The sequence below is a fragment of the Myxococcus sp. AB036A genome, assembly GCF_006547355.1.
Taxonomy (GTDB): Bacteria; Myxococcota; Myxococcia; order Myxococcales; family Myxococcaceae; genus Myxococcus; species Myxococcus virescens.
Map to the genome: position 1 here is coordinate 1 of NZ_VHLC01000113.1, position 26,414 is coordinate 26,414.

Annotated in this window: 24 protein-coding genes; 7 read left to right on the forward strand and 17 right to left on the reverse strand. The window is 69.5% G+C overall.

The genetic code is table 11. From position 1 onward, the window contains the following. Nucleotides 1-328 precede the first annotated feature (328 nt). The 9 genes from FL344_RS32225 to FL344_RS32265 form a co-directional block, all read right to left on the reverse strand. Nucleotides 329-1,273, reverse strand: coding sequence for a Hint domain-containing protein (locus tag FL344_RS32225; RefSeq protein WP_141593352.1), 945 nt, complete (start codon nucleotides 1,271-1,273; stop codon nucleotides 329-331). A 36-nt stretch (nucleotides 1,274-1,309) separates the two neighbouring features. After that, nucleotides 1,310-2,647 carry a hypothetical protein gene (locus FL344_RS32230; protein ID WP_141621221.1) on the reverse strand — a complete coding sequence of 446 codons (1,338 nt, stop codon included), beginning with the start codon at nucleotides 2,645-2,647 and terminating at the stop codon, nucleotides 1,310-1,312. Nucleotides 2,648-2,659: 12 nt separating this feature from the next. Continuing rightward, on the reverse strand, nucleotides 2,660-3,271 hold the full coding sequence (locus tag FL344_RS32235) for a hypothetical protein (RefSeq protein WP_194863332.1): 612 nt from the start codon (nucleotides 3,269-3,271) through the stop codon (nucleotides 2,660-2,662). A 307-nt stretch (nucleotides 3,272-3,578) separates the two neighbouring features. After that, nucleotides 3,579-5,105 (reverse strand): S8 family peptidase, encoded by a 1,527-nt coding sequence (locus FL344_RS32240; RefSeq protein WP_228565528.1) that lies wholly within the window; start codon nucleotides 5,103-5,105, stop codon nucleotides 3,579-3,581. Nucleotides 5,106-5,178: 73 nt separating this feature from the next. Continuing rightward, the gene (locus FL344_RS32245) at nucleotides 5,179-6,510 is read right to left on the reverse strand and encodes a hypothetical protein (RefSeq protein WP_141621224.1); all 1,332 of its coding nucleotides are present in this window, start codon (nucleotides 6,508-6,510) and stop codon (nucleotides 5,179-5,181) included. Nucleotides 6,511-6,539: 29 nt separating this feature from the next. Next, nucleotides 6,540-7,310, reverse strand: coding sequence for a hypothetical protein (locus tag FL344_RS32250; protein WP_141593357.1), 771 nt, complete (start codon nucleotides 7,308-7,310; stop codon nucleotides 6,540-6,542). A gap of 116 nt (nucleotides 7,311-7,426) precedes the next feature. Continuing rightward, a complete protein-coding gene (locus tag FL344_RS32255; RefSeq protein ID WP_141621225.1) occupies nucleotides 7,427-8,359 on the reverse strand; it encodes a Hint domain-containing protein in 933 nt (310 codons plus the stop codon). A 725-nt stretch (nucleotides 8,360-9,084) separates the two neighbouring features. Beyond that, nucleotides 9,085-12,600, reverse strand: a complete 3,516-nt coding sequence (metH, locus tag FL344_RS32260) for a methionine synthase (RefSeq protein ID WP_141621226.1) — start codon at nucleotides 12,598-12,600, stop codon at nucleotides 9,085-9,087. Next, nucleotides 12,597-13,493, reverse strand: a complete 897-nt coding sequence (locus FL344_RS32265; RefSeq protein WP_141593360.1) for a metalloregulator ArsR/SmtB family transcription factor — start codon at nucleotides 13,491-13,493, stop codon at nucleotides 12,597-12,599. The genes metH and FL344_RS32265 overlap by 4 nt, the downstream gene beginning before the upstream one ends. A 97-nt stretch (nucleotides 13,494-13,590) precedes the next feature. Between FL344_RS32265 and FL344_RS32270 the strand changes: the two genes are divergently transcribed. Next, the gene (locus FL344_RS32270) at nucleotides 13,591-14,481 is read left to right on the forward strand and encodes a patatin-like phospholipase family protein (protein WP_194858604.1); all 891 of its coding nucleotides are present in this window, start codon (nucleotides 13,591-13,593) and stop codon (nucleotides 14,479-14,481) included. A 3-nt stretch (nucleotides 14,482-14,484) separates the two neighbouring features. Here the strand turns inward: FL344_RS32270 and FL344_RS32275 are convergent, their stop codons facing one another. Then, nucleotides 14,485-15,195, reverse strand: a complete 711-nt coding sequence (locus tag FL344_RS32275; protein ID WP_228565529.1) for a hypothetical protein — start codon at nucleotides 15,193-15,195, stop codon at nucleotides 14,485-14,487. Nucleotides 15,196-15,487: 292 nt separating this feature from the next. On the opposite strand from FL344_RS32275, the gene FL344_RS32280 reads away from it, so the two are divergent. Then, nucleotides 15,488-17,101, forward strand: a complete 1,614-nt coding sequence (locus FL344_RS32280) for a S8 family peptidase (RefSeq protein WP_228565530.1) — start codon at nucleotides 15,488-15,490, stop codon at nucleotides 17,099-17,101. 71 nt (nucleotides 17,102-17,172) lie between these two features. On the opposite strand, the gene FL344_RS32285 is transcribed toward FL344_RS32280, so the two are convergent. From FL344_RS32285 to FL344_RS32295, 3 genes are all read right to left on the reverse strand, one after another. Next, entirely contained in the window at nucleotides 17,173-17,616 is a 444-nt protein-coding gene (locus FL344_RS32285; protein WP_011552056.1) for a CoA-binding protein, read from the reverse strand. Continuing rightward, complete coding sequence (locus tag FL344_RS32290) at nucleotides 17,613-18,518, reverse strand: hypothetical protein (protein WP_141621230.1); 906 nt, start codon at nucleotides 18,516-18,518, stop codon at nucleotides 17,613-17,615. The genes FL344_RS32285 and FL344_RS32290 overlap by 4 nt, the downstream gene beginning before the upstream one ends. Nucleotides 18,519-18,596: 78 nt before the next feature. Continuing rightward, nucleotides 18,597-18,917, reverse strand: a complete 321-nt coding sequence (locus FL344_RS32295) for a DUF2795 domain-containing protein (protein WP_026114192.1) — start codon at nucleotides 18,915-18,917, stop codon at nucleotides 18,597-18,599. 203 nt (nucleotides 18,918-19,120) lie between these two features. Between FL344_RS32295 and FL344_RS32300 the strand changes: the two genes are divergently transcribed. The 4 genes from FL344_RS32300 to FL344_RS32315 all read left to right on the forward strand — a co-directional run bounded on the left by FL344_RS32300 (nucleotide 19,121) and on the right by FL344_RS32315 (nucleotide 22,458). Then, nucleotides 19,121-20,695 carry a YiiX/YebB-like N1pC/P60 family cysteine hydrolase gene (locus FL344_RS32300; RefSeq protein WP_194863333.1) on the forward strand — a complete coding sequence of 525 codons (1,575 nt, stop codon included), beginning with the start codon at nucleotides 19,121-19,123 and terminating at the stop codon, nucleotides 20,693-20,695. A 7-nt stretch (nucleotides 20,696-20,702) separates the two neighbouring features. Next, entirely contained in the window at nucleotides 20,703-20,978 is a 276-nt protein-coding gene (locus FL344_RS32305) for a hypothetical protein (RefSeq protein ID WP_090491927.1), read from the forward strand. 84 nt (nucleotides 20,979-21,062) lie between these two features. Beyond that, a complete protein-coding gene (locus tag FL344_RS32310; RefSeq protein WP_141593371.1) occupies nucleotides 21,063-21,887 on the forward strand; it encodes a SirB1 family protein in 825 nt (274 codons plus the stop codon). A gap of 16 nt (nucleotides 21,888-21,903) precedes the next feature. After that, nucleotides 21,904-22,458, forward strand: coding sequence for an NUDIX hydrolase (locus tag FL344_RS32315; protein WP_141621233.1), 555 nt, complete (start codon nucleotides 21,904-21,906; stop codon nucleotides 22,456-22,458). A 9-nt stretch (nucleotides 22,459-22,467) separates the two neighbouring features. Here FL344_RS32315 and FL344_RS32320 read toward each other — a convergent pair whose 3' ends face one another. The 4 genes from FL344_RS32320 to trxB form a co-directional block, all read right to left on the reverse strand. Continuing rightward, nucleotides 22,468-22,743, reverse strand: a complete 276-nt coding sequence (locus tag FL344_RS32320; RefSeq protein ID WP_228565531.1) for a hypothetical protein — start codon at nucleotides 22,741-22,743, stop codon at nucleotides 22,468-22,470. 194 nt (nucleotides 22,744-22,937) lie between these two features. After that, nucleotides 22,938-23,432 (reverse strand): cyclic pyranopterin monophosphate synthase MoaC, encoded by a 495-nt coding sequence (gene moaC, locus FL344_RS32325; RefSeq protein ID WP_090491924.1) that lies wholly within the window; start codon nucleotides 23,430-23,432, stop codon nucleotides 22,938-22,940. Beyond that, entirely contained in the window at nucleotides 23,429-24,613 is a 1,185-nt protein-coding gene (locus FL344_RS32330) for a PLP-dependent aspartate aminotransferase family protein (RefSeq protein ID WP_141621234.1), read from the reverse strand. Before FL344_RS32330 ends, moaC begins: the two co-directional genes overlap by 4 nt. Nucleotides 24,614-24,705: 92 nt before the next feature. Continuing rightward, complete coding sequence (gene trxB / locus FL344_RS32335; RefSeq protein ID WP_141593368.1) at nucleotides 24,706-25,668, reverse strand: thioredoxin-disulfide reductase; 963 nt, start codon at nucleotides 25,666-25,668, stop codon at nucleotides 24,706-24,708. Between the two features lie 72 nt (nucleotides 25,669-25,740). Here trxB and FL344_RS32340 point away from each other — a divergent pair, with 72 nt between their 5' ends. Further along, on the forward strand, nucleotides 25,741-26,199 hold the full coding sequence (locus FL344_RS32340; RefSeq protein WP_141621235.1) for a Crp/Fnr family transcriptional regulator: 459 nt from the start codon (nucleotides 25,741-25,743) through the stop codon (nucleotides 26,197-26,199). The last annotated feature ends 215 nt before the right edge of the window (nucleotides 26,200-26,414 follow it).

Here is a 26,414-nt window from a genome sequence, read left to right on the forward strand (position 1 = left end):
GCCACCGCCACCACCGCCACCACCGCCGTCATCGGGGAACTCCTCGACCATGACGAGTTCCTCCTGCCTCCCCTCAGGCCCGCCGGCTGGGGCCGCGCTCGCGGCTCCAAGCGAGCCACAGAAGGCGGTGAGGACGGCCAGTCCCAGGGTGCGTCTGTCTTTCATCAATGATGACATTGTCATGATTCGACCTCGGTGAAATCCTGCTGTGGACACGACAAAATCCGGTGCCCGCCAGAATCAGACGGGACCGGATGGCTGGGGACAGGGTTTGTGAACAGCGGGCCACCGGAGCGACAGGACAAGCGCTCCGGCGGCAGGGATGCGGCTACTCGCCCGCGGGGACGAGGACTTCCGGCACGTTGCTGCGCAGAATCATCCGGTTCATCTCGTCGACGTACTCGCTCTGGAAGCGCTGCGAGCCATTGAGGTAGCCCTGGGCGATGATGATGTTGGACGTGAGGTCCGTCGTCACCGGCCGCACGTTGTAGGCGCGGGTGTACTCCCACTTCGTGTCCAGGGAGACGATTTCGTCCGCCTGCCCGTGGCGGTCCACGAGGCTGTCACCCACCCCGAGTTCACGGGCCCGCTTGAGCGTGCCGTCCGGCGTGACGAGCGGGTGCTCGGTGGTGACACGCAGCTCTCCGCCGGAGCGGGTGCGGAAGGTGAGGATTTCCTGCTTCGTGGCATCACGGTCCAGCGTGTAGTGCTCGACCTTGTTGTCCAGGAGTTCGACGGCGGAGAACGACGCCTCGGGCGAGAGCGTCACCAGGTCCGTGCGCCCGGACTCCAGGGCCTCGCGGATGCCCATGGCGCCGTCGGACAGGAGGATTTTCTGGTCCGGCGTGTAGCAACCCGGCTCGCACACGCCATCCATCTGGATGTTCGTGGGCTTGAAGGTATAGGGGACGTTGTTCTGGATTTGCGCGCCCGTGTACGACGCCGTCGGCGTCCCATACGCGCCCGGTCCCTTCCAGGGCGTGTACATGTTGTCTGGGTCCACGTAGACGGGGTACAGCCAATAGCCCATGGCCACGGCCTGGTTGGCCTCCAGCGTGTAACTCGAGTGCCAGTAGTTATGGTCCAGGCCTCCCCACGTCGTGATGCCGTAGGGGTTCTGCTGCTGCCAGCGCTTCGCCCAACGCTGGCGGCCCTCGGCCTGATCCGCGGAGAGCTGGTCGAACGTGCAGCGATATTCGTTGGGCGCCCACGCGGCGAAGGCTGACGACGACATCGTCAGCGAACTGATGACCGCGAAGATGGTCTTCTTCATGTCTTACCCCCTGATGGTTGGTTGAAGAACGGCCTGCTACGGGCTCGTCGCGAACTGGACGACGAACACGTCCTGTCCGCCCTGGTTGGGTGCCCCCAGGTTTCCTCGGGTCGTTCCCCACCCCAGAGCCATTCCTGAGCTGGTCATCACCACATCGCGCAACTGGTCGTCCGCGTCCGTCCCCCACTGCCATGCGCGGTCCTGGGTGCCCGACCTGTCGAACCGGGCGACGAACGCATCGAGCCCGCCCTGATTGGCCGTGTCCGTCATCGCACCGGCCGTCCAGCCCGCGACATAGGCATGGCCCGCGCTGTCGACGGTGAGCCCGGTGGCCAGGCTCAGGTGGCTGGCCGGACCGATGCGGCGCGTCCACTTGTGCTCGCCCGACGTCGAGTAGCGCATCAGGAAGGCGTTGGGGATGCCGTCGTTCTCGAAGGCGTTGGGCTGGGTCAGGTCGCTGTAGGAGATTGCGAGCACGTAGATGCGATCGTTCCCGTCCTGGGCGACCGCGATGGCCGCGTCGATGTCTGGCGTTCCCACCTGGGCGGTCCACTCCAGGTTCTGGGCACCGTCGAACTGGCGGATGAAGAGGTCCGTGGAGCCCTTGGGTTGAGCGGCCAGGCGGCCCTGGGTCGAGCCGACGACCCAGGTCCTCCCGCTCGGTGACACGGCGATTCCCTCGCCGCGGTCATGGGCCTGGTTCAGGGAGCCGAAGACATCCCTTTGGGCCTGCTGGCCCTGGTCGTCAATCTGGAGCAACGTGACGTCGAAGCCATTGGCCGGCGCCTCCAGCGTGGCCCCCGCGATGCCAATCCGTCCGTTCGGACGGAGCGCGGCGGAGAGGCCGTAGTCCTCCTCCCGTGTGCCGTGCTGGACGAGCCAGGAGCGATGCCCCTGGCTGTCATACCGGGCCACGAAGACGTCCGCGCCACCGGCGGAGAGCTGCCCCGGGAGCGAGTCTTGCGTGATGCCGACGACGTGCGCCTGTCCCTCGCTCGTGACGACCAGGTCCCGAGCGGAGTCCTCGCCCGGCGAACCGAACTGGTGAACCCAGTTGAACTGCAGGAGCGAGGAGAGCTTCGCCAGGAAGACATCCTGCCCGCCCCCCTGCTCTCCCGGCTCTCCGAAGGCACCACCCGTGTTGCCCGCGAGGTAGACGTTGCCCTCGGCGTCACGCCCGAGCGCCACCGCCTGGTCGTCCGCTTCGGACCCGAACTGAACGAGCACTTCCCCCGTGAGAGGGTTCCCGCAACCGTCCGTCTGGAATTGGCTGAGGATGGGCTCGGCCGCGCCCGGTTCGGAGGACGACGCGTGACAACCACAACCGAGCGAGAGGAGACCTACGAGGATGGAGCAACGCGGGATGCTGGACATGGTGGAGCGACCTCAGGGATTCGATGTCTGCTGTTGACGCGCGAGCGCCCAGAGCGCGTCAAACCTGACGCGGGCGTACTCGAGCAGGGGTTCGTATGGGGTGCCTCGAGACTGCGCCAGCAACTGCTCCGCTCGGGCCCGGTCGTTGTGGAGGAGAATCATCATCATCTCCACCTTGTCTCCCGACAGCGAGCGCCGCACGTCCGGGTCCTGGGTGGAGCGGATATTGCGTGCCATCACGAGCGATTCGACGGTATCGAGCAGATGCGCCCGCTCGGGATTGTCCTTCCATTCGAGCGCCATCCCCAGATACTCGACCCGGTACATCCGGCGGAATTGGTTGTCGTCGCTGTAGGTCTGTTCGCTTTCAGCCAACAGGTCCTGCCGCGCCACTTCAATCCGTGCGCGGTCCTTGTAGATGCCGCGCAGTTGCTCCCGCTCCTCTGGCTTGAGAAGCACCTTGCGCTGCAGCGTCCGGAACTGGGCCAGGTCGGGGTTGCTGGCCATCATCTCATCCCTCAAGTCGTCCACCCGGAACCGCGGGCGGCGCTGCCCCACGGCCTCGCCCGGCGCGGCCGGCTCGGAGATGACCACCGGCGTGGCATCCTCCGCGGGCGGCTCCACGAGGGGCTGCGCGGCGGGTGGCGCGGGGGGAACGGACGCCGTGACGGAGGGGGCCGGAGGTGGTGCCTCTGGCGGCGGGGCTGGAGCCCGACCCGCACCGTTCCAGAGCGCGAAGAGCAGCGCGGCGGCAACACAGGCGACGCCCACGCCAATCCCTGCCGTGCTTCTTGGAGAACGTGGCATCTGAGGTCCTTGAAGGGGTCTACGCCCAAGAAGAGGGAACGGCCCGGGGCCCGGCCCCTTCGGGAAGGGGCCGGTGCCCTGGAGCGGTGCTCCACTCCAGGGCGGGGTTCACGAGCGCCGGGGCCTAGAAGATGCCCAGGCGGTTGAGCGCGGCGCGCAGGTTGGGACGAGGGCCGATGCGGCGGGCATCCGGGGCCTGGGCGCTACCGGTGCTGGAGAGCACGTCACGCAAGGCCAGCGGGCTCAGCGGGAACCGGCCGCGGGCCTGGAGCGCGCCCTGGAGGGAGGCGGCGGCGCCGGTGATGATGGGCGAGGCGCTGGAGGTCCCGCTGAAGGTGGCGGTGTAATAGGTGTTCTCCGTGCCGCCATTGAAGCGATCGCCGTAGCCCAGGGTGACGACGTTCTCGCCCCATCCGTGGACGTCGGGGCGGCTTCCGTAGTTCGTCCAGCACATCGGCGCGCGGCCCTGCGAGGAGCCGGCCGCGACGACGATGGCGCCCGAGTCGCGCACGTCGCGGTTGAAGGCGTTGTTGTAGGCGGCGTCATCCAGGTTGGAGCTGCCATTGCCCGCGGCCTCGACGACCACGACGCCATTCAAGGTGGCCTGGACGATGGCGTCGAACTCCGCCTGCCAGTACTCCATGGCGATGTAGTCGCACTGACCGAAGTTGCAGGTGCACGGCGTGCTGTTGGGCGGCCCCTGGCGGTGCAGCTCGATGAGGACGACGCCACCAGCGCCCGCGGCGACCGCGGCATTGGCGATGGCGCTGGCCGCGCTCTGAGCGCCGATGGACTCGTAGCCCGCCCGGGCGGCGTGGGCGATACCCGTCACGCCGAAGCCATTGGACACGCCCACGATTTCACCCAGCACGGCGGTGCCGTGGTTGCGCCAGCTCAGGTCGTTGAACTGGGTGCCACCCTGGTGGAAGAGGCCAGGCATGTCCTCGTGGGTGGTCCGCCAGCCGCCTTCCACGTCCACGACCTTGACGTTCGCCCCGCTGCCACCCGCCACCGTCCACGCGTAGTGCGCGTCGATGCCAGTGGGCGCGGCGCCCAGGTAGCCCTGCTCACCCTGGAGGTTCGGGCCGGCCTTCAGCAGCATCGGCGTGAGGAAGTTGGGCCAGTTGACCGCGGCGGGCTCCGCGGCGGGCTCCGCGTAGGCGGTCTCCACGCTCGGCAGCGCGTCGAGTTTCTCCACCAGGTCCCTGACTTGCTCGAAGGTGGTGCCGGGGCGGATGGGAACCTCGAAGTAGAGGTTCAGGTCGGCGACCTCCTGACCGCTGAGGGTCTCCGTCGCGAACTTGCGCGTGTCGAGCAGCTTCTCGTCGGCGGTGAACATCCGGCCCAGCCCGCGTGCATGCGGGTCGGCGGCGACGAGCGAGGCCACGGCGGCCATGTCCGCCGCCACGGACGGACCCGTCAGGCCCCGCTGGCTCAACTGCCCCAGCTCGCGCGCGCCGCGCGTCTCGGACAGCGCGACGAGCTGCTCTCCGCGCAGGCGAACGCGGGTGCCTTCGTGGAACTTCACGACGACGCGCGGAATCTCCACGTTGCGCCGCAGCTCCACCACGCCCTTGCGTGCCAGTGGCCGGGGCTTGAGCTCGAGTCCATCCGCCGCGCTCGCGGGGAGCGCCATTGTCAGGGCGAGCACTGCGACGAACAGCTGCGAAACCGAGCTCTTCCGCCTTCCAGTTCTTCCGTGCATGAAACGGCTCCTTGGTTGATTACTGCTGCCCGCGGCTGTTGAAGCGGGCGACGAAGACGTCCTGGCCTCCGGCATGGGCTCCGCCGAGACGGCCCGTGGTGTAGCCAGCGATGACGACATCCCCCGCGCGGGTGAGCGCGACGGCATGGGCCTCATCCATGCCCGGGGTGCCCAGCTGTCGCGCCCACAGGCGCGTTCCGTGGGCGTCGTACTTCACGACGAAGGCGTCCCGGCCCCCCTGGTTGGGACCGTCCATGGCGCCGTGCGTCCCTCCGGCGACGTAGATGGCGCCGTGTTCGTCCACCGCGAGCCCCGTCGCGCGGTGGAGCTCACGGGGGGAGCCGATGCGCTGGACCCAGTGCAGGCGCCCCAGCGGGTCGTACTTGAGGAGGAAGGCGGAGGAGATGCCGTCGTTCTCCGCGCGGCCCGTGGCCAGGTCGCTGAAGGAGAGCGCCAGCATGAGGATGGAGCCATCCGGCGCGATGACGACCTTCAGCCCCGCGTCGATGTCGGGGGTGGCCGGCTGCCGCGCCCACGTCAATCCCAGCGCGGGGTCGAGGTGGGCGAGGACGGTGTCGAACGAGCCCGCGTTCGCCGAGGCGAATCCACCTAGCGTGGCGCCCACCAGCACGACGGAGCCATCCGCGCTGACGGCGACAGCCTCCGCCCGGTCATGCCCGTCCGTCCCATGGCGCCGCGTCTCGAGCCCCATCCCATCCCGCGCGTCCAGCACCTCGACGCGCATGTCGAAGCTCACGTCGGGCTTCTCCATCGACCCGCCCGCGAGAAAGACGTGGCGGCCGTCCCGCGAAAGGGCAACACCGAGCCCGGTGTCTTCCTGGACGGAGCCGCGTTGGACGAGCCACTCCAGCGCGCCTCCAGCATCGTGCTTGATGGCGAAGGCATCCCCCTGACCGAGGTTGAAGGCGCCCGGCATCGCCGAGGGCGTGCTGCCCACCACATAGGTTTCGCCCTGGGGAGAGACGGCGAGGCCCTTCACGGTGTCGTCCCACGCCGAGCCGTACTGACGCAGCCACCGGGGCTGGGCCGTGACGTCCAGGCTGGCCACGAAGGCGTCCTGGAACTGGCCTCGCGTGAGGCTCTCCTCCTCCAGCACGCCCAACGTGGTGCCCGCCACGAAGATGTGGCAGTCGGCGTCGAGCCCGACGTCCACCGCCACGTCATCACCAGGGCTGCCGAACTGGATGATTCTCCAGGAGGGGGAAAGGCATCCCCCGCCGCCGATGAGGACGGGATGTTCGGAGGGCGTGAGGGGTCCCTCGAAGGGCGCGGGGGACTGGCACGCCACGAGCGCTGGCAGCAGCCAGAGGGGGAAGGAGCGGCGGGACATGCGGAGACCTACGGTGGGGGCGCCGGGTGTCATGGCTGTTTCGCGGCGAGCGCCCAGAGCGCGTCGTAACGGGTCCGGGCGTGCTCGAGCAGCGCGCCCAGGCGGGAGCCATGCAGGCCCTGCAGCATGGACTCGGCCCGCGCCCGGTCGTTGTGCAGGAGAATCATGAACAGCTCGACCTTGTCGCCCGACAGGGAGCGGCGCAGCTCGAGCTCCATGTCAGGGTTCAGGTTGTCGGCGCGCAGCAGCTCCTCGATGTCGTTGAGCAGCGCGGGGCGCTCCGGGTTGTCCTTCCACTCGAGCGCGGAGCCCAGGAACTCCACCTGGTAGAGCCGCCGGAACTGCGCATCCTCGGAGAAGGTCCGCTCCCCGGTGGCCAGCAGGTCCGCCTTCGCGGCATCAATGACTTCCCGGTCCTTGAAGAGGGATTGGAGCGACGCCTGCTCGTCACCCTTGCGCAACACCTTGCGTTGCAGATGACGGAACTGCGCCAGGTCCGGGTTCGCGGCCATGACGCGCTGGCGAACCGCATCCAGCGGAGAGCCAGGCCGCGCGAGCGCGGCTGGCACCGGGCCCGAGGCCGGCGCGAGCGGCGTGTTGACCAGGATGGTGGCCCCCTGAGCCAGTCCCGGGCGCGGCGTGGGCACGGTGGCGGGCGCCGGGACGTGACGAGGTTCGGGCACCGCCGCGACGGGCGGGGCGGATGGCGGCACGGAAGACGGCTCCGGGAGCAGCAGCCAGAAGACAAACGCCGCCGCCAGCGCCAGGGCGCCGATGAGGGGTAGGACTGTTCTGGGCATGAAAGGGAAACGGGCCATCTTCGGTGGACCTCGCGTCTGTGAATCAGGGAGGACGGAGCCCCGCGTCTGCCGGGGGCCCGGTCCGGGCTGCCTGGGATTCAGGGAGGAGTCACCCCTTACGGGATGAGCTCATCCGGGACGTTGACGCGGAGGATGAGGCGGTTGAGCTCCTCCACGTACTCGCTCTGGAATCGCCCGGAGCCGTTGAGGTAGCCCTCGGCCACGAGGATGTTCGAGGTCAGGTCGTGGGTGACGGGGCGCAGGTTGTAGACCTTGCCGAACCACGCCTGTTGCTGGATGCCGGTGATTTCGTCCGTCGTGCCGTCCTGCCGGACCAGGTGCTCTCCGGCGACGAAGTCCTTGGCCTTCTTCATCGAGCCCTCCGCGGTGACGAGCGGGTGCTCGAGCGTCACGGACAGGCTGCCCCCCGACCGCGTGCGGAAGACGAGGATGTCCTGCTGGACGGCGTCACGGTCCAGGGTGTAGCGCTCCACCGTGTTCGGCATCGTGCGCAGGTTGCCGAACGAGGCATCCGGGGAGAGCGTGACGAGCTCGGCGGCGCCAGCCTCCTGCGCCTTCTGGATGGGAACGTAGCCATCCTGGAAGAGCACCTTCTGGTCCGGGGTGTAGCAGCCCGGCTCGCAGACGCCGTCCATGACGATATGCACGGGCTTCACGAGGTGGTTCAGCGCGTCAATCTGGTTGCCGGTGAGGGCCGCGGTGTCAGTGCCAAGCGCGCCGGGGCCGCGCCAGGGCTCATAGCCCGTGTTCGGATCCACATACACCGGATAGACATGGGTGTTGTACAGGTTGAGGGCGTCCTGCGCGTCCTGGTTGTAGACGGTGGCCCAGAAGCGCTGATCCTTCCCGGTCGAGATGTTGTACGGGTCCGCGTCTGCCCACCGCTTCGCCCAGGACTGACGGCCGCGCGCCTGGTCCGAGGTGAGCTGGTCGAACGCGCAACGATAGTGACTGGGCACCCACGCCGCCGTGGCCTGTGTGGCAATTCCGAAGGCAACCGCGAGCGTCGGCAGAAATGTCTTCTTCATGCATCCTCCTGATTGGAAAGACTCACGTCCCCTGTCGCCGAGAACGTGATGACGACAGGGACTGTCGCCCGCACCCGTGCCATGGGCACACGGCCCCACTGCCATGCTCCGGGAGCGGTTTTCTGCGCTGGCAATCCCGCGAACGCGTGAGAAGAACAGGCTCCTCGCGAACCGCCAGCGGGCAATGCCTGGAACTTTGCGTGTGATTGCGTGGGTTCCGCTGGAAGAAGCGGACGTGCTAGGCGGCACCCGGCCGTTGGAGGGTCCACGACCTCGCGGCCCGGCCAGGAGCGGATGCGCTCCTGACGGTGCGACGGAAATGACAGCGCTTCGCCTGGAGTCTCACGGCGGTGTCTCCCCCCTCAAGGGCGCTCGAGGCGCCCCCATTCAACTGAACTGCAGGAACGGTCGGCATCATACCGATAGTGAACCCGCAATCAATGCCTTCAACTCTTTTTCTGCCAGATTGAGATGATATGGATTCATGGCTTCCAGGCGCCCTGAAAACATACACCCCATCCCAGAGGCGCTAGATGAAAACCCTTACGCCAATCCTGAGAGTCTTTGCCTGCCGTCCGAGCAGCGACATCCGTGCAACCCCTTACACCGCTCCGCACGGCGGAGCCTCGGCGAGCGAAGGATTGCGGCGGCGACGCCTGGCGTCCCGCCGCGGGCGAGCATTGCCTGCGCGGCGGGACGAACTGCCAGCATTCACTTCCGAGCCGTCACGTCACGGAGAAGTACGACGCCTGCGGATGGTGGAAGACGATGGCGGACACCGAGGCCTCCGGCTCCATCATGGAGCCGTCCGTGAGCTGCACGCCGATGTCCTCCGGCCGCAGCGCCGCGAACAGCTTCGACTGGTCCTCCAGCCGGGGACAGGCCGGGTAGCCGAAGGAGTAGCGCTTGCCCACGTACTCCGCGCGGAAGCGCTCCAGCATCGTCATGTCCTGCCGGTCCGGCGTGCCCCACATGCTGCGCAGCTGCGTGTGCAGCAGCTCCGCGTAGCCCTCCGCCGTCTCCAGCGCCAGCGCCTGCACCGCGTGCATCTTCAGGAACTCGCCCTTCGCCTTCAGCTCCTCGGACAGCTCGCGGATGCCGGAGCCCGCGGTGACGACGAACATGGCCACGTTGTCCGTCGGCGCGCCGCCCTCCAGCGGGCGCAGGTAGTCCGCCAGGCACAGGCCGCCTTCGCGGTCCTGGCGCGGGAAGTCGAAGGACGCGGCCTCCTTGCCGGACGCGCCGTCGAAGAGCACCACCCGGTTGCCGTCACTGCCCGCCTTGTAGAACTGGAAGACCGCGCGGGCCTGCATGAGGCCGCCGCGCAGGAAGCCCTTCAGCTCCTCCACGGCCTCCTTGAGGGCCAGCGCCTTGCGCCCCTCCTCCGTCTTCACCAGCTCCGCCTCGGCCGGCGTCCCCAGCACACGCGCTGAGGAGCGCAGGCCCAGGTGCCGCCCGTACAGCATCACCGGGTTGATGAACTTCCAGATGTGGTCCAGCGGCGTGTTGGTCAGCACGTGCCGCTCCCAGTCCGGCGCGGTCGGCACGGCGTCCAACACCTTCACCTCGGCGCTGCGCCCGCGCGTCACCACCGCCGCCGGGGCCGGCCGCTCCTTCACCTCGCGCGCCAGCTTCTCCCGGCGGACGGCCAGCTCGCCGCGCAGCTTCTCGTGTGAGGACGGGTCGACAATCTGCTTGGCCAGCTCGAGCCCGTTCATCGCGTCCTGCGCGTAGGCCACCGTGCCGGCGCCGTAGGCCGGGGCGATGTTGCGGTCCACGAAGTTGCGGCTGAGCGCGGCGCCGCCCACCAGAATCGGCACGTCCACGCCCGCCCGCTTCAGGTCCTCCGCGGTGGCCACCATCTGGTGCGCGCTCTTCACCAGCAGGCCCGACAGTCCCAGGATGTCCGGCTGGTGCTCGCGCACGGCCTGCACCAACTGCTCGGGGGGCACCTTGATACCCAGATTCACGATGTGGAAGCCGTTGTTGGCCAGGATGATTTCCACCAGGTTCTTCCCGATGTCGTGCACGTCGCCCTTCACCGTGGCGAGCACCACCTTGCCGCGCATGGCCGCCTGGGCCTTGCTCATGTGCGGCTCCAGGAAGCCCACCGCGGCCTTCATGGACTCGGCGCTCTGGAGCACCTCCGCGACAATCAGCTCGTTGGCGCCGAAGAGGCGGCCCACCTCGTCCATGCCCTTCATCAGCGGGCCGTTGATGATCTCCAGCGGCGTGTACTTCTGCATGGCCGCTTCCAGGTCCGCGGTGAGGCCGTCACGCGTGCCCTCGATGATGTAGCGCTGGAGCCGCTCCTCCAGTGGCAGCGTGCTCACCTGGACCCGCGCGGCCTTGCGCTCACGGAAGGCCGCCGCGAAGGGCGTCACCGGGTCCGCGCCGCGGTTGTAGAGCAGGTCCTCGGACAGCTTGCGCTCTTCCTCGGGGAGCGACGGGTAGCGCTCCAACTTCTCCGAGTTGACCAGCGCCATGTCCAGGCCCGCCTGGACGTTGTGGTACAGGAAGACGGAGTTGAGCACCTCGCGGCCCGCGGCGGGCAAACCGAAGGACACGTTGGAGATGCCCAGCACCGTCTTGCAGCGCGGGAAGCGCTGCTTGATGAGGCGCACGCCTTCAATCGTCTCCACGCCGCTGCCGATGTACTGCGCGTCCCCCGTGGCACAGGGGAACACGAGCGGGTCGAAGTACAGGTCCTCCGGCTTCATGCCGTACTTCTTCGTCAGCAACTCGTACGAGCGCTCCGCCACCTCCAGCTTGCGCTGGCGCGTGACGGCCATGCCCACCTCGTCGATGCAGCCCACCACCAGGGCCGCGCCGAAGCGGCGCGCCAGCGGCACCACCTTCTCGAAGCGCTCCTCGCCGTCCTCCAGGTTGACCGAGTTGATGATGGCCTTGCCCTGGCTGTAGGTGAGCGCCATCTCGATGACGCGCTCGTCGGTGGAGTCAATCATCAAGGGGACGCGCACCTTCTTGATGACCGCCTCCAGGAAGTTGCGCATGTCCTCGAGTTCGTCGCGGTCCGGGTTGGCCAGGCAGATGTCGATGACCTGCGCGCCCCGCTTCACCTGCGCGCGCGCAATCTCCGACGCGTCGTCGAACTGGCCGGCGACGATGAGCTCCTTGAACTTCTTGCTGCCGATGACGTTGGTGCGCTCGCCCACGATGAGGGGGCGCTGCTCGTCCGTCACCTCCAGGTAGTCCACGCCCGACAGCGAGGCCCTGGGACGCGGCGAGCCCGCGCGCGGCTTCAGCCCCTGCACCGCCTTGGCCATCGTCTCGATGTGCCCCGCGTGCGTGCCACAGCACCCCCCCACCACGTTGAGCCAGCCCTGCTCACAGAAGCGCCGCACGGAGCGCGCCAGCATCTCCGGCGTCTCCAGGTACTTGCCGTTCTCGTCCGGCAGGCCCGCGTTGGGCACGCACGACACGGGGAACGCGCTCATCGACGCCAGCGAGCGCAGGTGGTCCGTCATGAAGTCCGGGCCCGTGGCGCAGTTGAGGCCCAGGTACAGCAGGTCCGTGTGCTCCAGCGACGCGGCCAGGCTCTCCACGCTCTGCCCGGCCAGCATGGTGCCCATGGGCTCAATCGTGCCGGACACCGCCACCGGCAGCGCGTAGCCCAGCTTCTGGAACGCGCGCTCGGCGCCCAGCAGCGCCGCCTTCACGTTGCGGGTGTCCTGCGCCGTCTCAATCAGCAGGTAGTCCGAGCCCCCCAGCGCGAGCCCTTCGGCCTGCACCGCGAAGTTGTCCACCAGTTCCTCGAAGGTGACGCCGCCGGTGACGCTGATGGCCTTGGTCGTGGGGCCAATGGAGCCCGCCACCCAGCGCATGCGGCCGTCCTTCGCCTCGGCGGCGGCGGCGGCGTTGCGCGCCAGCCGGGCGGAGACCTCGTTGATTTCGAGCGCCTTGTGGCCCAGGCCGAACTCCGCCAGCACCAGCGGCGTGCCGCCGAAGCTGTCCGTCTCCGTCACGTCCGCGCCGGCCTCGAAGTAGCGCGCGTGGATGGACTCCACCAGCTCGGGGCGCGTGAGGACGAGGTGCTCGTTGCACCCCTCGTACTCCGGGCCACCGAAGTCCGCCGCCTTGAGGTCCTCGTTCTGGAGCAGCGTGCCCATGGCGCCATCCAGCACCAGCACGCGCTCACGCATCGCGGCGCGCAGGGCCTCCACGCGACGGCCGTTCTCACCAGGAGGCAGCGGGAGGGCAGCGGGGACAGGGCTCGTCATGACGGTTTGACTCCAGTCAGCAGGAAGACACGAAAGGGGCTGGCCCCGTCCCGGGCGTGCGTCTCCCGGGTCAGGGACGTGAAGCCGGCCTCGCGCAGCGCGGCTTCGAGGGATTCAGGCGCGAAGCCCAGGTGCCGGTGGCCCAGCCGCTCCAGCACCCAGCGCTCCTCGTGCGGCATCAACTCCAACAGCACCAGCCGGCCGCCCGGCTTGAGCAGGCGGGCGGACTCGGCCAGCACCGCCTGCGGCTCCTCCACGTGGTGGAGGCTCTGCGAAATCACCACCAGGTCCAGGCTGCCGGACGCGAGCGACAGCCGGTGCAGGTCCTCGCGGAGGAAGCGGATGTTCTCCAGGCCCTCGCGGCCCGCCCGCTCCCGCGCCTGGTCCAGCGCGTCCGCGTTCTGGTCAATGGCCCACACGCGCCGCGCCCAACGGGCGATGGCCACGCTCAGCACGCCGGTGCCGCAGCCGAAGTCGGCCACCTCCAGGGGCGGCAGCAGCGACGCCAGCGCGCCTGCCCACAGGAACCACGACTGCCCCGGCTCCAGCAGCCGCTCGTTGAGGGCCTGCCGGTCCTCGCGCGCCCGCAACAAATCCTTCAGCCGCGCCGAGTCCCCCGCCGCGTCCTCCGCCTGCCGCGCCATCTGGATGAGCGGCCAGCGGCCGTCCGCCTGCTCCAGGGCCAGCGAGTAGTAGCTGTAGCCCGCGTGGCGCTCCTCGCGCAGCAGGCCCAGGCCCTTCAGCTTGCCCAGGTGATGGGACACGGAGGACTGCGCCACGCCCACCAGGGACACCAGCTCCGTCACATTCAACGGGGCCTCTGCCACCAACCGGAGGATGCGCAGCCGCGTCGGGTCTCCGAGCACCCTGAATGACTGGGACAGCTCTTCCATATCGCTGCATCAACATATGTCGATGCCGAGCACAAGGCCAGCACTCTCTAGACGCGACGCGTTGCCTGTGCCCCGACAGTCGCGTACAGGGCGAAGCATGGCGACTCCCACCCACACCCCGACCCTTCACGAGCTGCTCGCCGGCAAGCGCTTCGGACTCGTCCTCTCCGCTGGATATTTCGGCTTCTACGGTCACGCGGGCTTCCTCAAGGGACTGGCCGCCGCGGGCCTCAGTCCTCATGCCTACGCGGGCACATCCGCGGGCGGAATGGTGGCGGCCTACGCCGCCGCGGGCACGCCGGTCCGTGACGTGGAGGAGCTGGTGCTGCGCCAGACGCGCGCCAACTTCTGGGACCCGGACCCCATTGGCGCGGTGCTCAACGCGGACGCGGCGGGACACGGCCTGACGGGCCTGCTCAAGGGTGAGCGCTTCCGCAAGCTGCTGGATGCCACGCTGCCGGTGCGCACCTTCGAGGAGCTGCCACACCCGCTCCTGCTGGTGGGCGCCAACCTCACGCTGGGCAGCCACGATGTGTTCACCTCGGGCGAGCTGGCCCCGCGCGTCCACGCGACGTGCGCCTACCCCGGCCTGTTCCGCGCGGTGCCCCTGGAGGGCAGCCTGTACTGGGACGGCGGCCTGGTGGACAAGGCGCCCGCGCTGTCGCTGCACGAGAGCGCCGCGGGCAAGGAGCTGGACGCCATCCTCGTGCACTACCTGCCCAGCAAGACGCGCAAGGTGGTGGGCGGCCCCATGGCGTACGCGCAGGGGCTGGCCGCAGGCTCCGCGGCGCTGCGCCAGGACCACTTCCGCCTCCAGCTCACCGTGCTGGAGCAGAAGCAGGTGCCCGTCTACGTCGTCGTCTCCAACCTGCCGCCCGTATCTCCCACCACCATGGAGCGCGGCTTCGACGCGCTGGACCAGGCGAAGCTGGCCGCCGAGCGCGCCCTGGCGCGGCCTCCGGTGCCCTTCGCGCAGGCGGAGTGGTGAGCCTCAGCGCATCCACACCATGAGCAGCGCGGGCGTGGCCGCCACGAGCACGCCCGCCCCGAAGGCCAGCAGTACCTGGAGGAAGAAGAGGTCCTCCAGTGTCTCCACCAGCGTCATCTCCACGCGCTCGATGCCCAGCGTCTCCAGGTTCCGCACCGCGGTGGCGGTGTCCGGCGCGGAGACGACGGCGCGCAACGCCAGCACGCCCAGGACGCGGCGGGACTGCTCCATGAGGAAGCGCTCCACCTCCACCATGCGCGAGGACGGCGCTTCACCCCGGGCCTGCTCGGCCTGCCGCAGATGCTCGCTCATCGACTCGTTCACGACGCGCGACAACTCCTCGCACGACAGTGAGCCCGAGCCTTGGAGCCGCCGCGCCACCTGCACCGTGACGGGCTTGAACACGGCATAGACGCGGGCCACCACGCCGCGCTCCCGGGCTTCATCGGCCAACCGCCCCGACACCGCCAGCAGCATGAACGCGTAGCCACCCGCCACCGACAAGGCCAGCGGCGGCAACACCGCGCTCAGAATGACGAGCCACGTGGGCGCGGGCGGAACACCCAGCCACCGGGGCAGCGCGTAGGTGGCCGCGCCCACCGCCAACCCCACCAGACCGAAGAGCGCTCCGCCTTTCAGCGCGCCCCAAAGCCCCACGCCCATCAACCGGAAGGCCACCAGCAGCCCCTGCCCCAACGCGCCTGCGACCCGCATCGACCGATGCTCCCAGGACGGAAGACCGCCCTTGTCCCCCACCGCGGCGAAACGCCGGTTCCAGGGCGGAGCCACAATTCCATGAGAGACGCTCCCTCGCCAGTGACGCACGCCGTCGACGCGGGCGCGCGTCTCCTCCAACAGGGCACGCCGATGTCGGTTTCCGGACGCACACGGAGGCTGGCTCCTCATTTCGAGACAGACCCGAAATGCAAGATGCCCGTGTGAACCCGTCCACTGTGCAAGTGGACCCGGGCCACGGCCGTCCCCCCTTCCGATGTGGAGGCTGTCCATGCCGATGTCGTCGCTCCTGTCGATGCGCCCCCTGCGGTACGCGATGCTGTCCCTGTCCGTGCTCGCCTTCGCCCCCTCAGCGGTGGCGGCGCCGCCCGCGAAGTCCCTGAAGCCGCGCGCGCTCGCCGCCAAGCCCACCGGCCGCGAGCTGGCCGGGGACACCTACGTGGAGCGCATCGTGGTGAAGTTCCACGAAGGCAGCCGGGTGCGCCTGCGCGACCAGCAGTTGGTGGCCCTGTCTTCGGAACGGGACGCCGCGGAGCGCTCGCTGCTGGCCGGACGTGGGCTGGGCGACGCGCGCCTGGAGGCGGACCTGGACCATGTGACGTCGCTGCTGGAGCGCGCGCCCCGCATTGGCGCCGTGGCCCGCCTGTTCGACGAAGCCGAGTCCACGATGGAGGCGCGCAAGGCCTCCGGGGAGCGCCAGAGCGGTGAGCAGCTGGCGGACCTGAACCTGTACTTCGAAGTCCCCCTGATGCCGGGCACCACGTCCGAGCGCGTGGCCGACCTGGTCGCCGCGCTCAACGGCCTGGACGGTGTCGAGGTGGCCTACGCCGAGCCGCCCCCCGAGCCGGCCATGGTGGACTTCGGCATGGACGCGGCGGTGCGCAGCCTGCTGGCCGCGGCGGACCTCCCCCCCGTCACACCGCTCTACGAGAGCAACCAGGGCTACCTCAACGCCGCGCCTGGCGGCATCGACGCGAAGTACGCGTGGACGGTCCTTGGCGGCCAGGGGCAGAACGTGAAGGTGGTGGACATCGAGGGCGGGTGGCGCACCACGCACGAGGACATGCCTGACCTCTTCCACATGGGCGGCACCCAGTACACCGACCGGAGCTGGCGCGACCACGGCACGGCGGTGCTGGGTGAAATCGTGGGCGCGCGCAACGCCTATGGCGTGACGGGCATCGCGCACCAGGCCAAGGCGGGCTACGAGTCCATCGGGGCCCAGAGCACGGCGAGCGCCATCACCAAGGCGGCCACGGCAGCGGGGCTGGGTGGCATCGTCCTCGTCGAGCTGCACGCCCGCGGCCCCTCGGACGGCACGGCGTGCTCGTGCAACACCTCCCAGTGCGACTACATCGCGATGGAGTACTGGCAGGCCAACTACGACGCCATCAAGACGGCCACCGCCAACGGCGTCATCGTCGTGGAAGCGGCGGGCAACGGCAGCGCAGACCTGGATGCGCCCGCGTACGGGAGCGCGTTCAACCGCAACACCCGGGACTCGGGGGCCATCTTCGTGGGTGGCAGTACGGCCACGACGCGCTTGCCCATGTGCTGGACGAACTTCGGCACCCGCGTGGACGTGCACGGCTGGGGTGAGCGCGTCTACACCATGGGCTACGGCAACGTGTTCGGCGCCAGCTATGGCGAGGACCAGTTCTACACGTCCAGCTTCAGCGGCACCTCCAGCGCGTCCCCCATCGTGGTGGGCGCCGCCGCCAGCGCGCAGGGCGTGGCCCTGGCCAACGGGCGACGTCTGACCAGCACGCAGATGCGCTCGCTGCTGCGCGCCAACGGCACGCCGCAACCCGCGAACACGCGCCAGATTGGCCCGCTGCCGGACCTGGCCAAGGTCCTGCCCAAGGTCATCGCGGGCGACTACTGAGCCGGATTCCCGGCACGCCCCCACCTTCCGCGTCAGGACGGGTGGGGGTGCGTTTCCTGGCGGCGAAGTGACTACCGCTCGCCGTAGCGGCGGTGGTCCACCATCAGACAGCGGTCCTGCACCACCTGGATGCCCGCCTTCGCCAGCTTCTCCGCCGCGGCGTCGTTGCGGATGCCGGACTGGAACCACACCGCCTTCGGCTTCTTGGCGATGAGCTCGTCCACGTGCCCGTCGATGTCCTGCGGCCGGCGGAACACGTCCACCAGGTCCAGGTCGCCGGGTACGTCCGTCAGCCGCCGGAACACCGGCTTGCCCAGGATGTGCGTCACGTCCGGATAGTAGACGGGCACGGGCACCACCTCCACGCCCGAGCGCGCCAGGTAGTCCGGCACGTAGTAGGCCGGCTGCCCTGACTGCTGCTCCGTCTTGATGCCCAGCACCGCCACCCGCCGGGCGCTCTTCACCACGCGCTCCACACCCGCTTCGTCCTCGATGAGGTTCTGCTCCCAGCTCATCGCGCCTCCTCCTGGAGCCCCTCTGCCCGGGACTCCGTCGTGACAGTCCACGCTTCGCCCGCCACCGTCGCCCGCACCGTGAGTTGGCGGCTCACGGGCATGAAGCGCCCCCGGCCCACCAGCTGTTCTCCCTCGCAAGCCACGCCCGGCGTCAGCTCCGGCCGGCCCGCCATCACCCACGCCTCCCACAGCGCGTCCGGCGCATCCTCCGGCACCGCGTCCAGGCAGCGCAGCCCCAGCACCACCGCGTCTCCCAGCGGCGTATCCCGCGTGCCCTGGACCGTGCGCTCCAGCACGTAGGCCACCTGGCTGTCCCCCACGGGCACCAGGTCCACCACCCAGCTCTGCTGGCCCTCCACGAGGTTGCGCTGGAAGAGGCCGGCGAACTTCACCTCCCACTCACGCCGCGCCCGCGTCTCCAGGGCCTCGGGTTCGAAGAAGCGCTCCAGCACGCCCGCCTCCGTGCCCGCGGGCGCCACCTGGCGGAGCGCCTCCTGCGCGGCTTCGGGGGCCACCAGCTTCACGAAGGTGCCATCCGCCGCCAGCCACGCCTGCAGCGTGAAGCGCGCCAGCACGTCCGCCACGCCGGTGGGGACCTCCTGTCCATTGCGCGTCAGGCGCGAGCGCGGCACCGTCTGCGCCAGCAGCCAGCCCCCTTCGGAGGGCGTGAAGCGCGTCTGCGTGGTCAGCTCCACTTCCTCGCGAAGGGTGTCACCCCGCCGCTCCACCGAGCGCACGCTGCGCTGCGTCTCCGTGAGTAGGCGGTCCACGGGGGGCTGGAAGTCCAGTCGCACCGACGCCGGCCGCGGCTCCGAAGGCGACACGGAGAGCGGCGCCTTGTGGCTGCAGGCAATGGCGGTCAGTGACAGGAGGAGACTGGACGTCAGGGGGCCGGGACGCATGCGCCGTCACACGCTGGCAGAAAGCGCCCGCGCCCGCGAGCGCTTCCACCAGGCCTCCCCGCCCCAACGCCCACCGGTTCACGGATGACGCGTCTGGCCGTCCGGTGCATCCTCCACGGCGTCCCGCCCGATGTTGCGGCGGTCCCGGTTCACCCCGTCATCGTCGTCCCTCGAGCCCCCCAGGGCGGAGCGACGGGAGGCCTCGGAGAGGTCCCGCTGCACGGCCTCGCGGGTGGCGTACTCGCGGCGCGGCAGGCACTTGAAGAGGTTGATGACGTCGGGGGGGGCGCCTGCGTCAGCGGCAGCCGCCGCCAGTTGCTCCCGTTCGACGGGGTACTCCACCGCGTCGAGGTGCGGGGTGATGGAGAGCGCTGGATCCTCCGCGAGTCCATAAGCCATCGTCTGTCTGCCTTTCTGCCGGGGCGCGCTGGCCCCGGCACCGGTGCGTTCGTGTGCAAGGACAACGTGGGGATGGCCGGGGCGCGGGACCACCCGGGGCGCCCCCGTCCCAGCCCCTGTCCAGGCAGGGGGACAGCCGCCCTGGCCCCTTCCCGGCTAAGGTGTCGTCCCGCGACGCATTCCTCGCAGGAGTCCCACACCCCATGACCGCCGCGCCCCTGCTGCTTGCCTGGCTCACGCTCGCCAGTACGCCCGTCGCCGCCCCACCGCCCGTCCATGACGTCTTCGCCCTGGACGAAGCAGCCTTTGTCGCCCAGGCCCAGACCGACCTCGCGCTGCTGGAGCGCCACGTCCGGGGCCTGCGCGGGCTGCAGGAGGCCGTGAAGCAGTCGCGCGCCGTGTACCAGCAGAAGCAGAGCGTGCCGTACACGCCGGACCAGAAGCAGTTGCTGCTCAGCACCTGGGCGGCCTTCTTCGACTACTTCGTGTCCGTGGAGGTCATCCGCCAGCGCTACTGGGACTTCGTGAAGGTGCCCGCCCACGCGCATCCGAAGAAGCACGCCTGGGGCTTCCTCCTCACCCACGGCGCGCTCACCACGGAGCTGGCCCACGGCCTCACCTACGCGGAGCTCACCCTGGGCAAGAAGCAGCTCGAGGTGCTGCTGGACGAGCCCGCGCCCGAGTACGGCCTGCCCGCGCGCGCCTTCGCCCGGTTCAAGGACAAGGCCATCCACGTCTCCACCAGCACCCAGCTGCTCACGGGGGATGGCTACAAGGAACAGCTCCGCCCGCTGCTGGTGAAGGCCGGCGCGCTGGACGCCCCGCGCGTGCCCTGGCTGCTGCAGGAGATGAAGCACAACAGCAAGGTGGCGAAGGGACTGCTCACCCGGCGCGGCGCCACGCTCTTCGCCAAGGCCACGGTGGACCTGACGGCGGACGCCGCGCAGCGCGCCTTCTTCCCCGTACAGCGCGCGGTGGCGGCCTGGATGGGCGACACCCGCGTGCGCCGCGTGGGCCAGCCCCTCATCTCCCGCCAGCAGGCCCTGTCCCTGCTGGAGAAGATGGAGCCCGGCGACATCGTGGTCGCCCGGCAGAACTGGTACCTCTCCAACATCGGCCTGCCGGGATTCTGGCCACACGCGGAGCTCTTCATCGGCACGCCCGCCCAGCTTGGGGCGTACTTCGACGAGGACGCGGACGTGAAGGCCTGGGTGGCCACCCTCCCCGGCGCACCGGGCTCGCTCACCCAGCACCTGGCGCGCGCCTTCCCCGCCAAGTGGGCCGAGTACACCGGCAACGACGCGCACGGCGACCCCCTGCGCATCATCGAATCCATCAGCGAAGGCGTGTCCTTCACCGGCCTGGAGCACGGCATGCGCGTGGACTACCTGGGCGTCATGCGCCCGCGCCTGTCCCGCCTGGAGAAGGCCCGCGCCATCGTGCGCGCCTTCACCTTCCAGGGCCGCCCGTATGACTTCGACTTCGACTTCTTCTCCGACCGGACGCTCGTGTGCACGGAGCTGGTGTGGAAGTCCTACGCTCCCGCGGGCGACATGACGGGCCTGCGCATCCCCCTGGTCAGCGTGGCCGGCCGCCGCACCCTGCCCGCCAACGAGCTGGTCCGCCTCTTCGACGCGGAATACGGACGCGAGGACCGGCAGCTGGACTTCGTGGCCTTCCTGGATGGCCGGGAGGCGGAAGGCAACGCCAGGGAGGCGGACGCCACCGCTTTCCGTTACAGCTACCGCCGTGCCAAGTGGGACATCGCCCAGGAGTAGACACACGATGACGGAGCAGATGGCCGAAGAGATGCTGCAGCTGTCCACCCAGCTCTTCGAGAAGATGATTTCCCAGCAGCAGGCCAAGGTGCTGCGCCTGGCCCGCGAGGCCGTGCCCAACATCTCCCCGGAGGAGGTGCGCAATTCCCACGACTTCCCGGAGCTCAAGGAACATCCTACATTTGAGTTCGAGGATGGAATCCTGTCCGGGCTGATTGCGGCCCAGATTGCCCTGCGGGCGGAAATCAAGGGACGGCTGCCGCTTGAACCTCCAGCATTCTGACGCTCGGCCGCCTGCCTTTGCCGTCCGGGCCCCCGTGGGTTACTGGTTCTCGCCGTGAGCATTCCCCCTGGATTCAGCCCACCGTTGGCGCGGGAGCGGCTGGTGTCGGCCCTGGCCGCGGAGCCCCCGCGGCTGGACCTGGCGGCGCTGGCCATCGCCACGCTGGACAAGCCCCTGCTGGACGCCCCGGGGTGCCTGCACATGCTGGACGTGCTCGCGTGCCGGGTGCAGGTGGAGGCGGAGCGGCTGAGCGAGAAGGGCGAGGTCCTGGCGCCGCTGCGCGCCTTGCGCCACGTGCTGGCGGACATCGAGGGCTTCCGCGGCAACGAGGACGACTACCACTCCCCGGAGAACAGCTTCCTGGACCAGGTGCTGGAGCGGAAGCTGGGGCTGCCGATTACGTTGTCCGTCGTCTACCTGGAGGTGGCGCGCCGCGCGGGCATCTCCCTGTACGGCGTCCCCTTCCCCGGCCACTTCCTGGTGGCGCATGACGCGGGGGACCACAAGCTGGTCATGGACCCGTTCCATCAAGGGGACATCCTCACCGAGCACGGCTGCGAGGAGCTGCTCAAGCGCGTGGCGCCGCAGCTCAAGTTCGACCGCAACATGCTGGCGCCCGCGCCGGTGGAGCTCATTACGTACCGGATGCTGTCCAACCTGCGGCGCGTGTACCTGGGCAGAGAGGACTGTGAGCGCGGGCTGGCGGTGGTGGACCTGCTGCTGCTCCTGGCGCCGGACCACCCGGGCGAGCTGCGCACCCGTGCCGCGCTGCTCAGCAACCTGGGGGCATACCGCGCGGCGCTGAAGGACGTGGAGCGCTGCCTGGAGCTTTCGCCCGATGCCCCCGACCGCGAGCGGCTGGAGATGACGGCCCGCGAGCTGCGGGAGCGCGCCGCGCTGCTCAACTGAAGGGAAGGACTTTCACGTGGCTCGAGAGGTGAAGCCCTGGCGCCGGCTGCGGCGAGGGCTGGAGCATGACTTCAGCGTCGCCCGGGTGCGCGAGGACTGGTGGGCGGACCCACGCACGGGCCACGAACACCCGCGCGTGCGCGTCGACTGCGCGGACTGGGTGAACGTCATCGCGGTGACGCCGGACGCGCAGCTCGTGCTGGTGCGGCAGTTCCGCTTCGGCGTCGAGGCATCCACCCTGGAGCTCCCCGGTGGAATCGTGGAGCCGGGCGAAGCGCCGGAGCGGGCCGCGGCGCGCGAGCTGGAAGAGGAGACGGGCTACGTGCCGGGCCGCCTGGTGCCGGTGGGCCAGGTGCACCCCAACCCCGCGTTCCAGGGCAACGTGTGCTTCAACTTCCTCGCGCTCGACTGTGTGAAGCAGCACGAGGGGCGGCAGGACGCGGGCGAGGACATCGCCGTGGAGCTGCACCCGCGCGCCGACCTGCCGCGCCTCATCCTGGAAGGACACATCTCCCACTCGCTGGTGGTGGCCGCCTTCTTCCAGGAGCGCCTCCTCAGCGAGTCGAAGTAGGCCCGTGAATCAGGGACGCGAGCAGCCGCAGCCGCAGGCGTCGAAGAAGGGCGACTCACCCCGGGCACAGACGAAGAAGACGACCTGGCACTCCTTCCTGTCCTCGGACACGTAGCGGCGCTGGGCCGCCTGTGCGTCGCAGGTGGCCCGGTCCGCCACGGGCTGCGACACCTCGGCCGCGTCGCCCTCTTCCGTGAGCGCACCGCAGCCCGCGGCCCCCAGGGCCGTCAGCAGCGTCAGAACGCCCCTCAGGTCGAACACCCGCCACCTCTCGAACCGGCGCATGTCCTTCGCGCCCGCCTGGACTGAAGAGCAACGTGGGGGCCTTCCCCGCGCACCGGGAGCCCCCTCGGGTTCGAGCGTGCCCTGCGCGTGGACGGCGTCACATTCGCGGCGTGTGGAGACGGACAGAAGGCGGGGCTCGAGCCCGCCTGTGTCCGCCAATGCACGGGCGCCTCGGCTTCAGGGGAGGCCTCCCTTCAGCGGGCCTTCTTCGCGCGCGTCCGGCGTCGCGGCGCAGCCGCCTCAGCCGGCGTGGCCTCCTCCCGCTGCCACGTGCCGGAGCGCCCGCCCGACTTGTGCTCCAACTGCACCGCGTCCAGCACCATGCCGCGGTCCACGCTCTTGCACATGTCATAGACGGTCAGCGCCGCCGCGCAGGCCGCGGTGAGGGCCTCCATCTCCACGCCGGTGCGGTCCACCGTCTTCACCTGCACGCGAACCCGAAGCCCCGCGTCCTCCGGCGCCAGCGTCACCTCCACGCCCGAGAGCGCGATGGGGTGACAGAGCGGAACGAAGTCCGGCGTGCGCTTGGCGGCCATGATGCCGGCGAGCCTCGCCGCGGCCAGCACGTCCCCCTTCTCCACCTTCCCCGCCAGGATGCGCTCGCGCGTGTCGGGCAACATCCGCAGCAGCGCGGTGGCCACGGCCACGCGGCCCGTCTTCGGCTTCTCCCCCACGTCCACCATCTTCATCGGCGCACCCCCTGGGCCACTGCGGCGAGCAGGTCATCCACGATGTCGTCTGGGTCCTCCAACCCCACGGAGACGCGGATGAGATTCTCCCGGATGCCCGCGGCCTCCCGCTCCTCCGGTGTGAGCCGGCGCGCGCTGGCGCTGGCCGCGTGCATCACCAACGTGCACACATCCCCCAGTGAAGGACCGGGCCGCCCCACCTTCAACGCCTCCAGGAAGCGCATGCTCTCCGGCCGCCCCGCGCTCTTGATTTCAAAGGCCACCATGGGGCCGCCGCCCAGCAGCAGTTCCTGCGCGGTGGCGTGGTCCGGGTGCGAAGTCAGCCCCGGGTAGATGACCCGCTCCAACAGGGGCGACTCCGCGAGGCGCCGCGCCACATGCGCCGCGTGCTCGACATGCGCCTTCATGCGCACCGGCAGCGTGCGCAGGCCGCGCAGGGTGAGCCACGCCTCGAAGGGCCCCAGCACGTCACCCGCCAGCACCCGCGCGGCGCGCAGTGGCGCCATCCGCTCACCTGAGGCGCTCACCGTGCCGCCCAGCGCGTCGCTGTGCCCGTTGAGCCACTTGCTGGTGGACTGCACCGCGTAGTCCGCGCCCAGCGCCAACGCGCGCTGTCCCACGGGCGACGGGAAGGTGCCATCCACCACGAACGTCGCGCCCACATCCTGGCAGGCCCGCGCCAGCACGCGCAGGTCGGGCACGCGCAGCAGCGGATTGGAGATGCTCTCCGCCAGCACCATGCGCGGCTTCAGCGCTCGGATGCGCTCGGGCACCTGGGGGTCCGTCATCAGGAACGCGTGCAGCTCCACGCCCAGCGTGGCGCACAGACGCTTGTACAGCGCGCGCGTGACGCCGTAGCCATCCGCCGGCATCACCAGCGTGTCCCCCGCCCGGAAGCCCTGGGCCTCGAAGACGGAGCGCAGCGCGGCCATGCCACTGGCATAGGCCACGCAGTCCTCGGCGCCTTCCAGCGCGGCCACCGCCTCTTCCAGCAACGTCGTGTTGGGCGCGCTGATTCGGGCGTAGGCGTAGTCCTTCCCGTCCAGGGCGCTGTCCAGGTCATCGCTGCTGTCGAACCAGTTCACCGCCGCCGGGTAGATGGGCGGCGACACCGGCACCGCCTTGCTTCCAGCCAGCCGCGTCCCGGCGTGCACCGCCACCGTCTTCTGCTTCGAGCTCATGGGGATTGCTGCATCCTTCGCGGGAATGGAAAAGCCGGCCCCGGGAAGGGGCCGGCCTGGAAATGCTCAGCGGACCCGCGTGGGCGGGTGGACTACTCGCCGTGCTCGATGAGCCAGCGCTCGGCGTCGATGGCGGCCATGCAGCCCGTGCCCGCCGCGGTGATGGCCTGGCGGTAGTAGTGGTCCTGCACGTCACCGCAGGCGAACACGCCCTCGATGTTGGTGCGCGTGGAGCCCGGCACCGTCTTGAGGTAGCCGCCCTGGTGCGTCTCCAGCACGCCCTGGAACAGCTCCGTGTTGGGCGTGTGGCCAATGGCCACGAACAGGCCGGTCGCCTTCACCTGCTGGCTGTCACCCGTCTTCAGGTTGCGCACCACCGCGCCATTCATCCCCTTCGCGTCGCCGAGGACCTCCTCCACCGCGGAGTCCCACATGAAGGAGATTTTCGGATTCTGGCGGGCGCGCTCCTGCATCACCTTGGAGGCGCGCAGCGTGTCGCGGCGGTGGATGAGGGTGACGTGGTTGACGATTTTCGCCAGGTACGTCGCCTCCTCCATCGCCGTGTCACCGCCGCCCACCACCAGCACGTCCTGCTTCTTGAAGAAGGCACCGTCGCAGGTGGCGCACGCGGAGACGCCGCGGTTCTTGTAGGTGTCCTCGCCCTTGACGCCCAGCCACTTGGCGGTGGCGCCGGTGGAGATGATGACCGTCTCCGAGCGGTAGCTGATGCTCTCCCCCTGGATGAGGAAGGGGCGCTGGGAGAAGTCCACCTTCACCACGTTCTCCATGTGGATGGTGGTGCCGAAACGCTCCGCCTGCTTCTGGAAGCGATCCATCAGCTCCGGGCCGGTGATGGCCTCCGGAAAGCCCGGGTAGTTCTCCACGTCGGTGGTCACCATGAGCTGGCCGCCCGGCACCCGCTGCGGGTGCTCCAGGGTGGGGCCCCCGGCGAACACCACCGGCTGCAGGTTGGCGCGCGCGGCGTAGATGGCCGCGGTGTAGCCCGCGGGCCCCGAGCCGATGATGGTCACCTTGTTGATCTTCTCCTCCGCCACGACTCCTCCCAAATCTCGTTGATGGCCCCAAGGTACCAGAGCGCCTCGGGCGCGTGATACGAAGCTGGCCTCATGGATGCCGCCGTCCTCAAGAAGGTTGCGCTGTTCGAGGGTTTGACCCAGGGACAGCTCGCCAAGGTCGCCCAGATTGGTCACTCCCGGACCTACCCGGCGGGCGCCTTTCTGTTCCATGAGGGGGAAACCGGCCAGGAGATGTTCGTAATCGCCGAGGGCAAGGTCCGCATCTCCAAGTCCGTGGCCGGAATCGGCGAGGAGGCGCTCGCCATCCTGGAACCCGGCCAGTATTTCGGTGAGATGGCGGTCATCGAGGATTCGCCGCGCTCGGCGGACGCCATCGCCCACGTGAGCTGCTCCGTCTGGGTCATCGAGCGCTCCCGGTTGGACCAGCTGATGTTCACCGACAAGGACCTGGCGTACGTGCTGCTCTGGACCTTCGTCCGCACGCTGAGCGAACGGCTCCGCGAGACGAACGAGAAGATCAAGGGCTTCTTCGCCCTCTCCCGCTTCTGACAGTCCGTCTCAGCACCCGAGAAGCCAGGTGGCGCAGGGATGTCCGTCCGGCATCCGAGCCCCTTCCCACGTGTCGGGACGGGTACGCGCCCCACTCCCCAGGTAGCACAAGCAGGCACACGGGTTGCTTTGTCCCCGTCCCGTGGAGGGCGGCGGGATGGAGCAGGCGGCGGCGGGAGCGGCGTGGGCGGGCGAAGGGTCGGTGAGGGCACGAG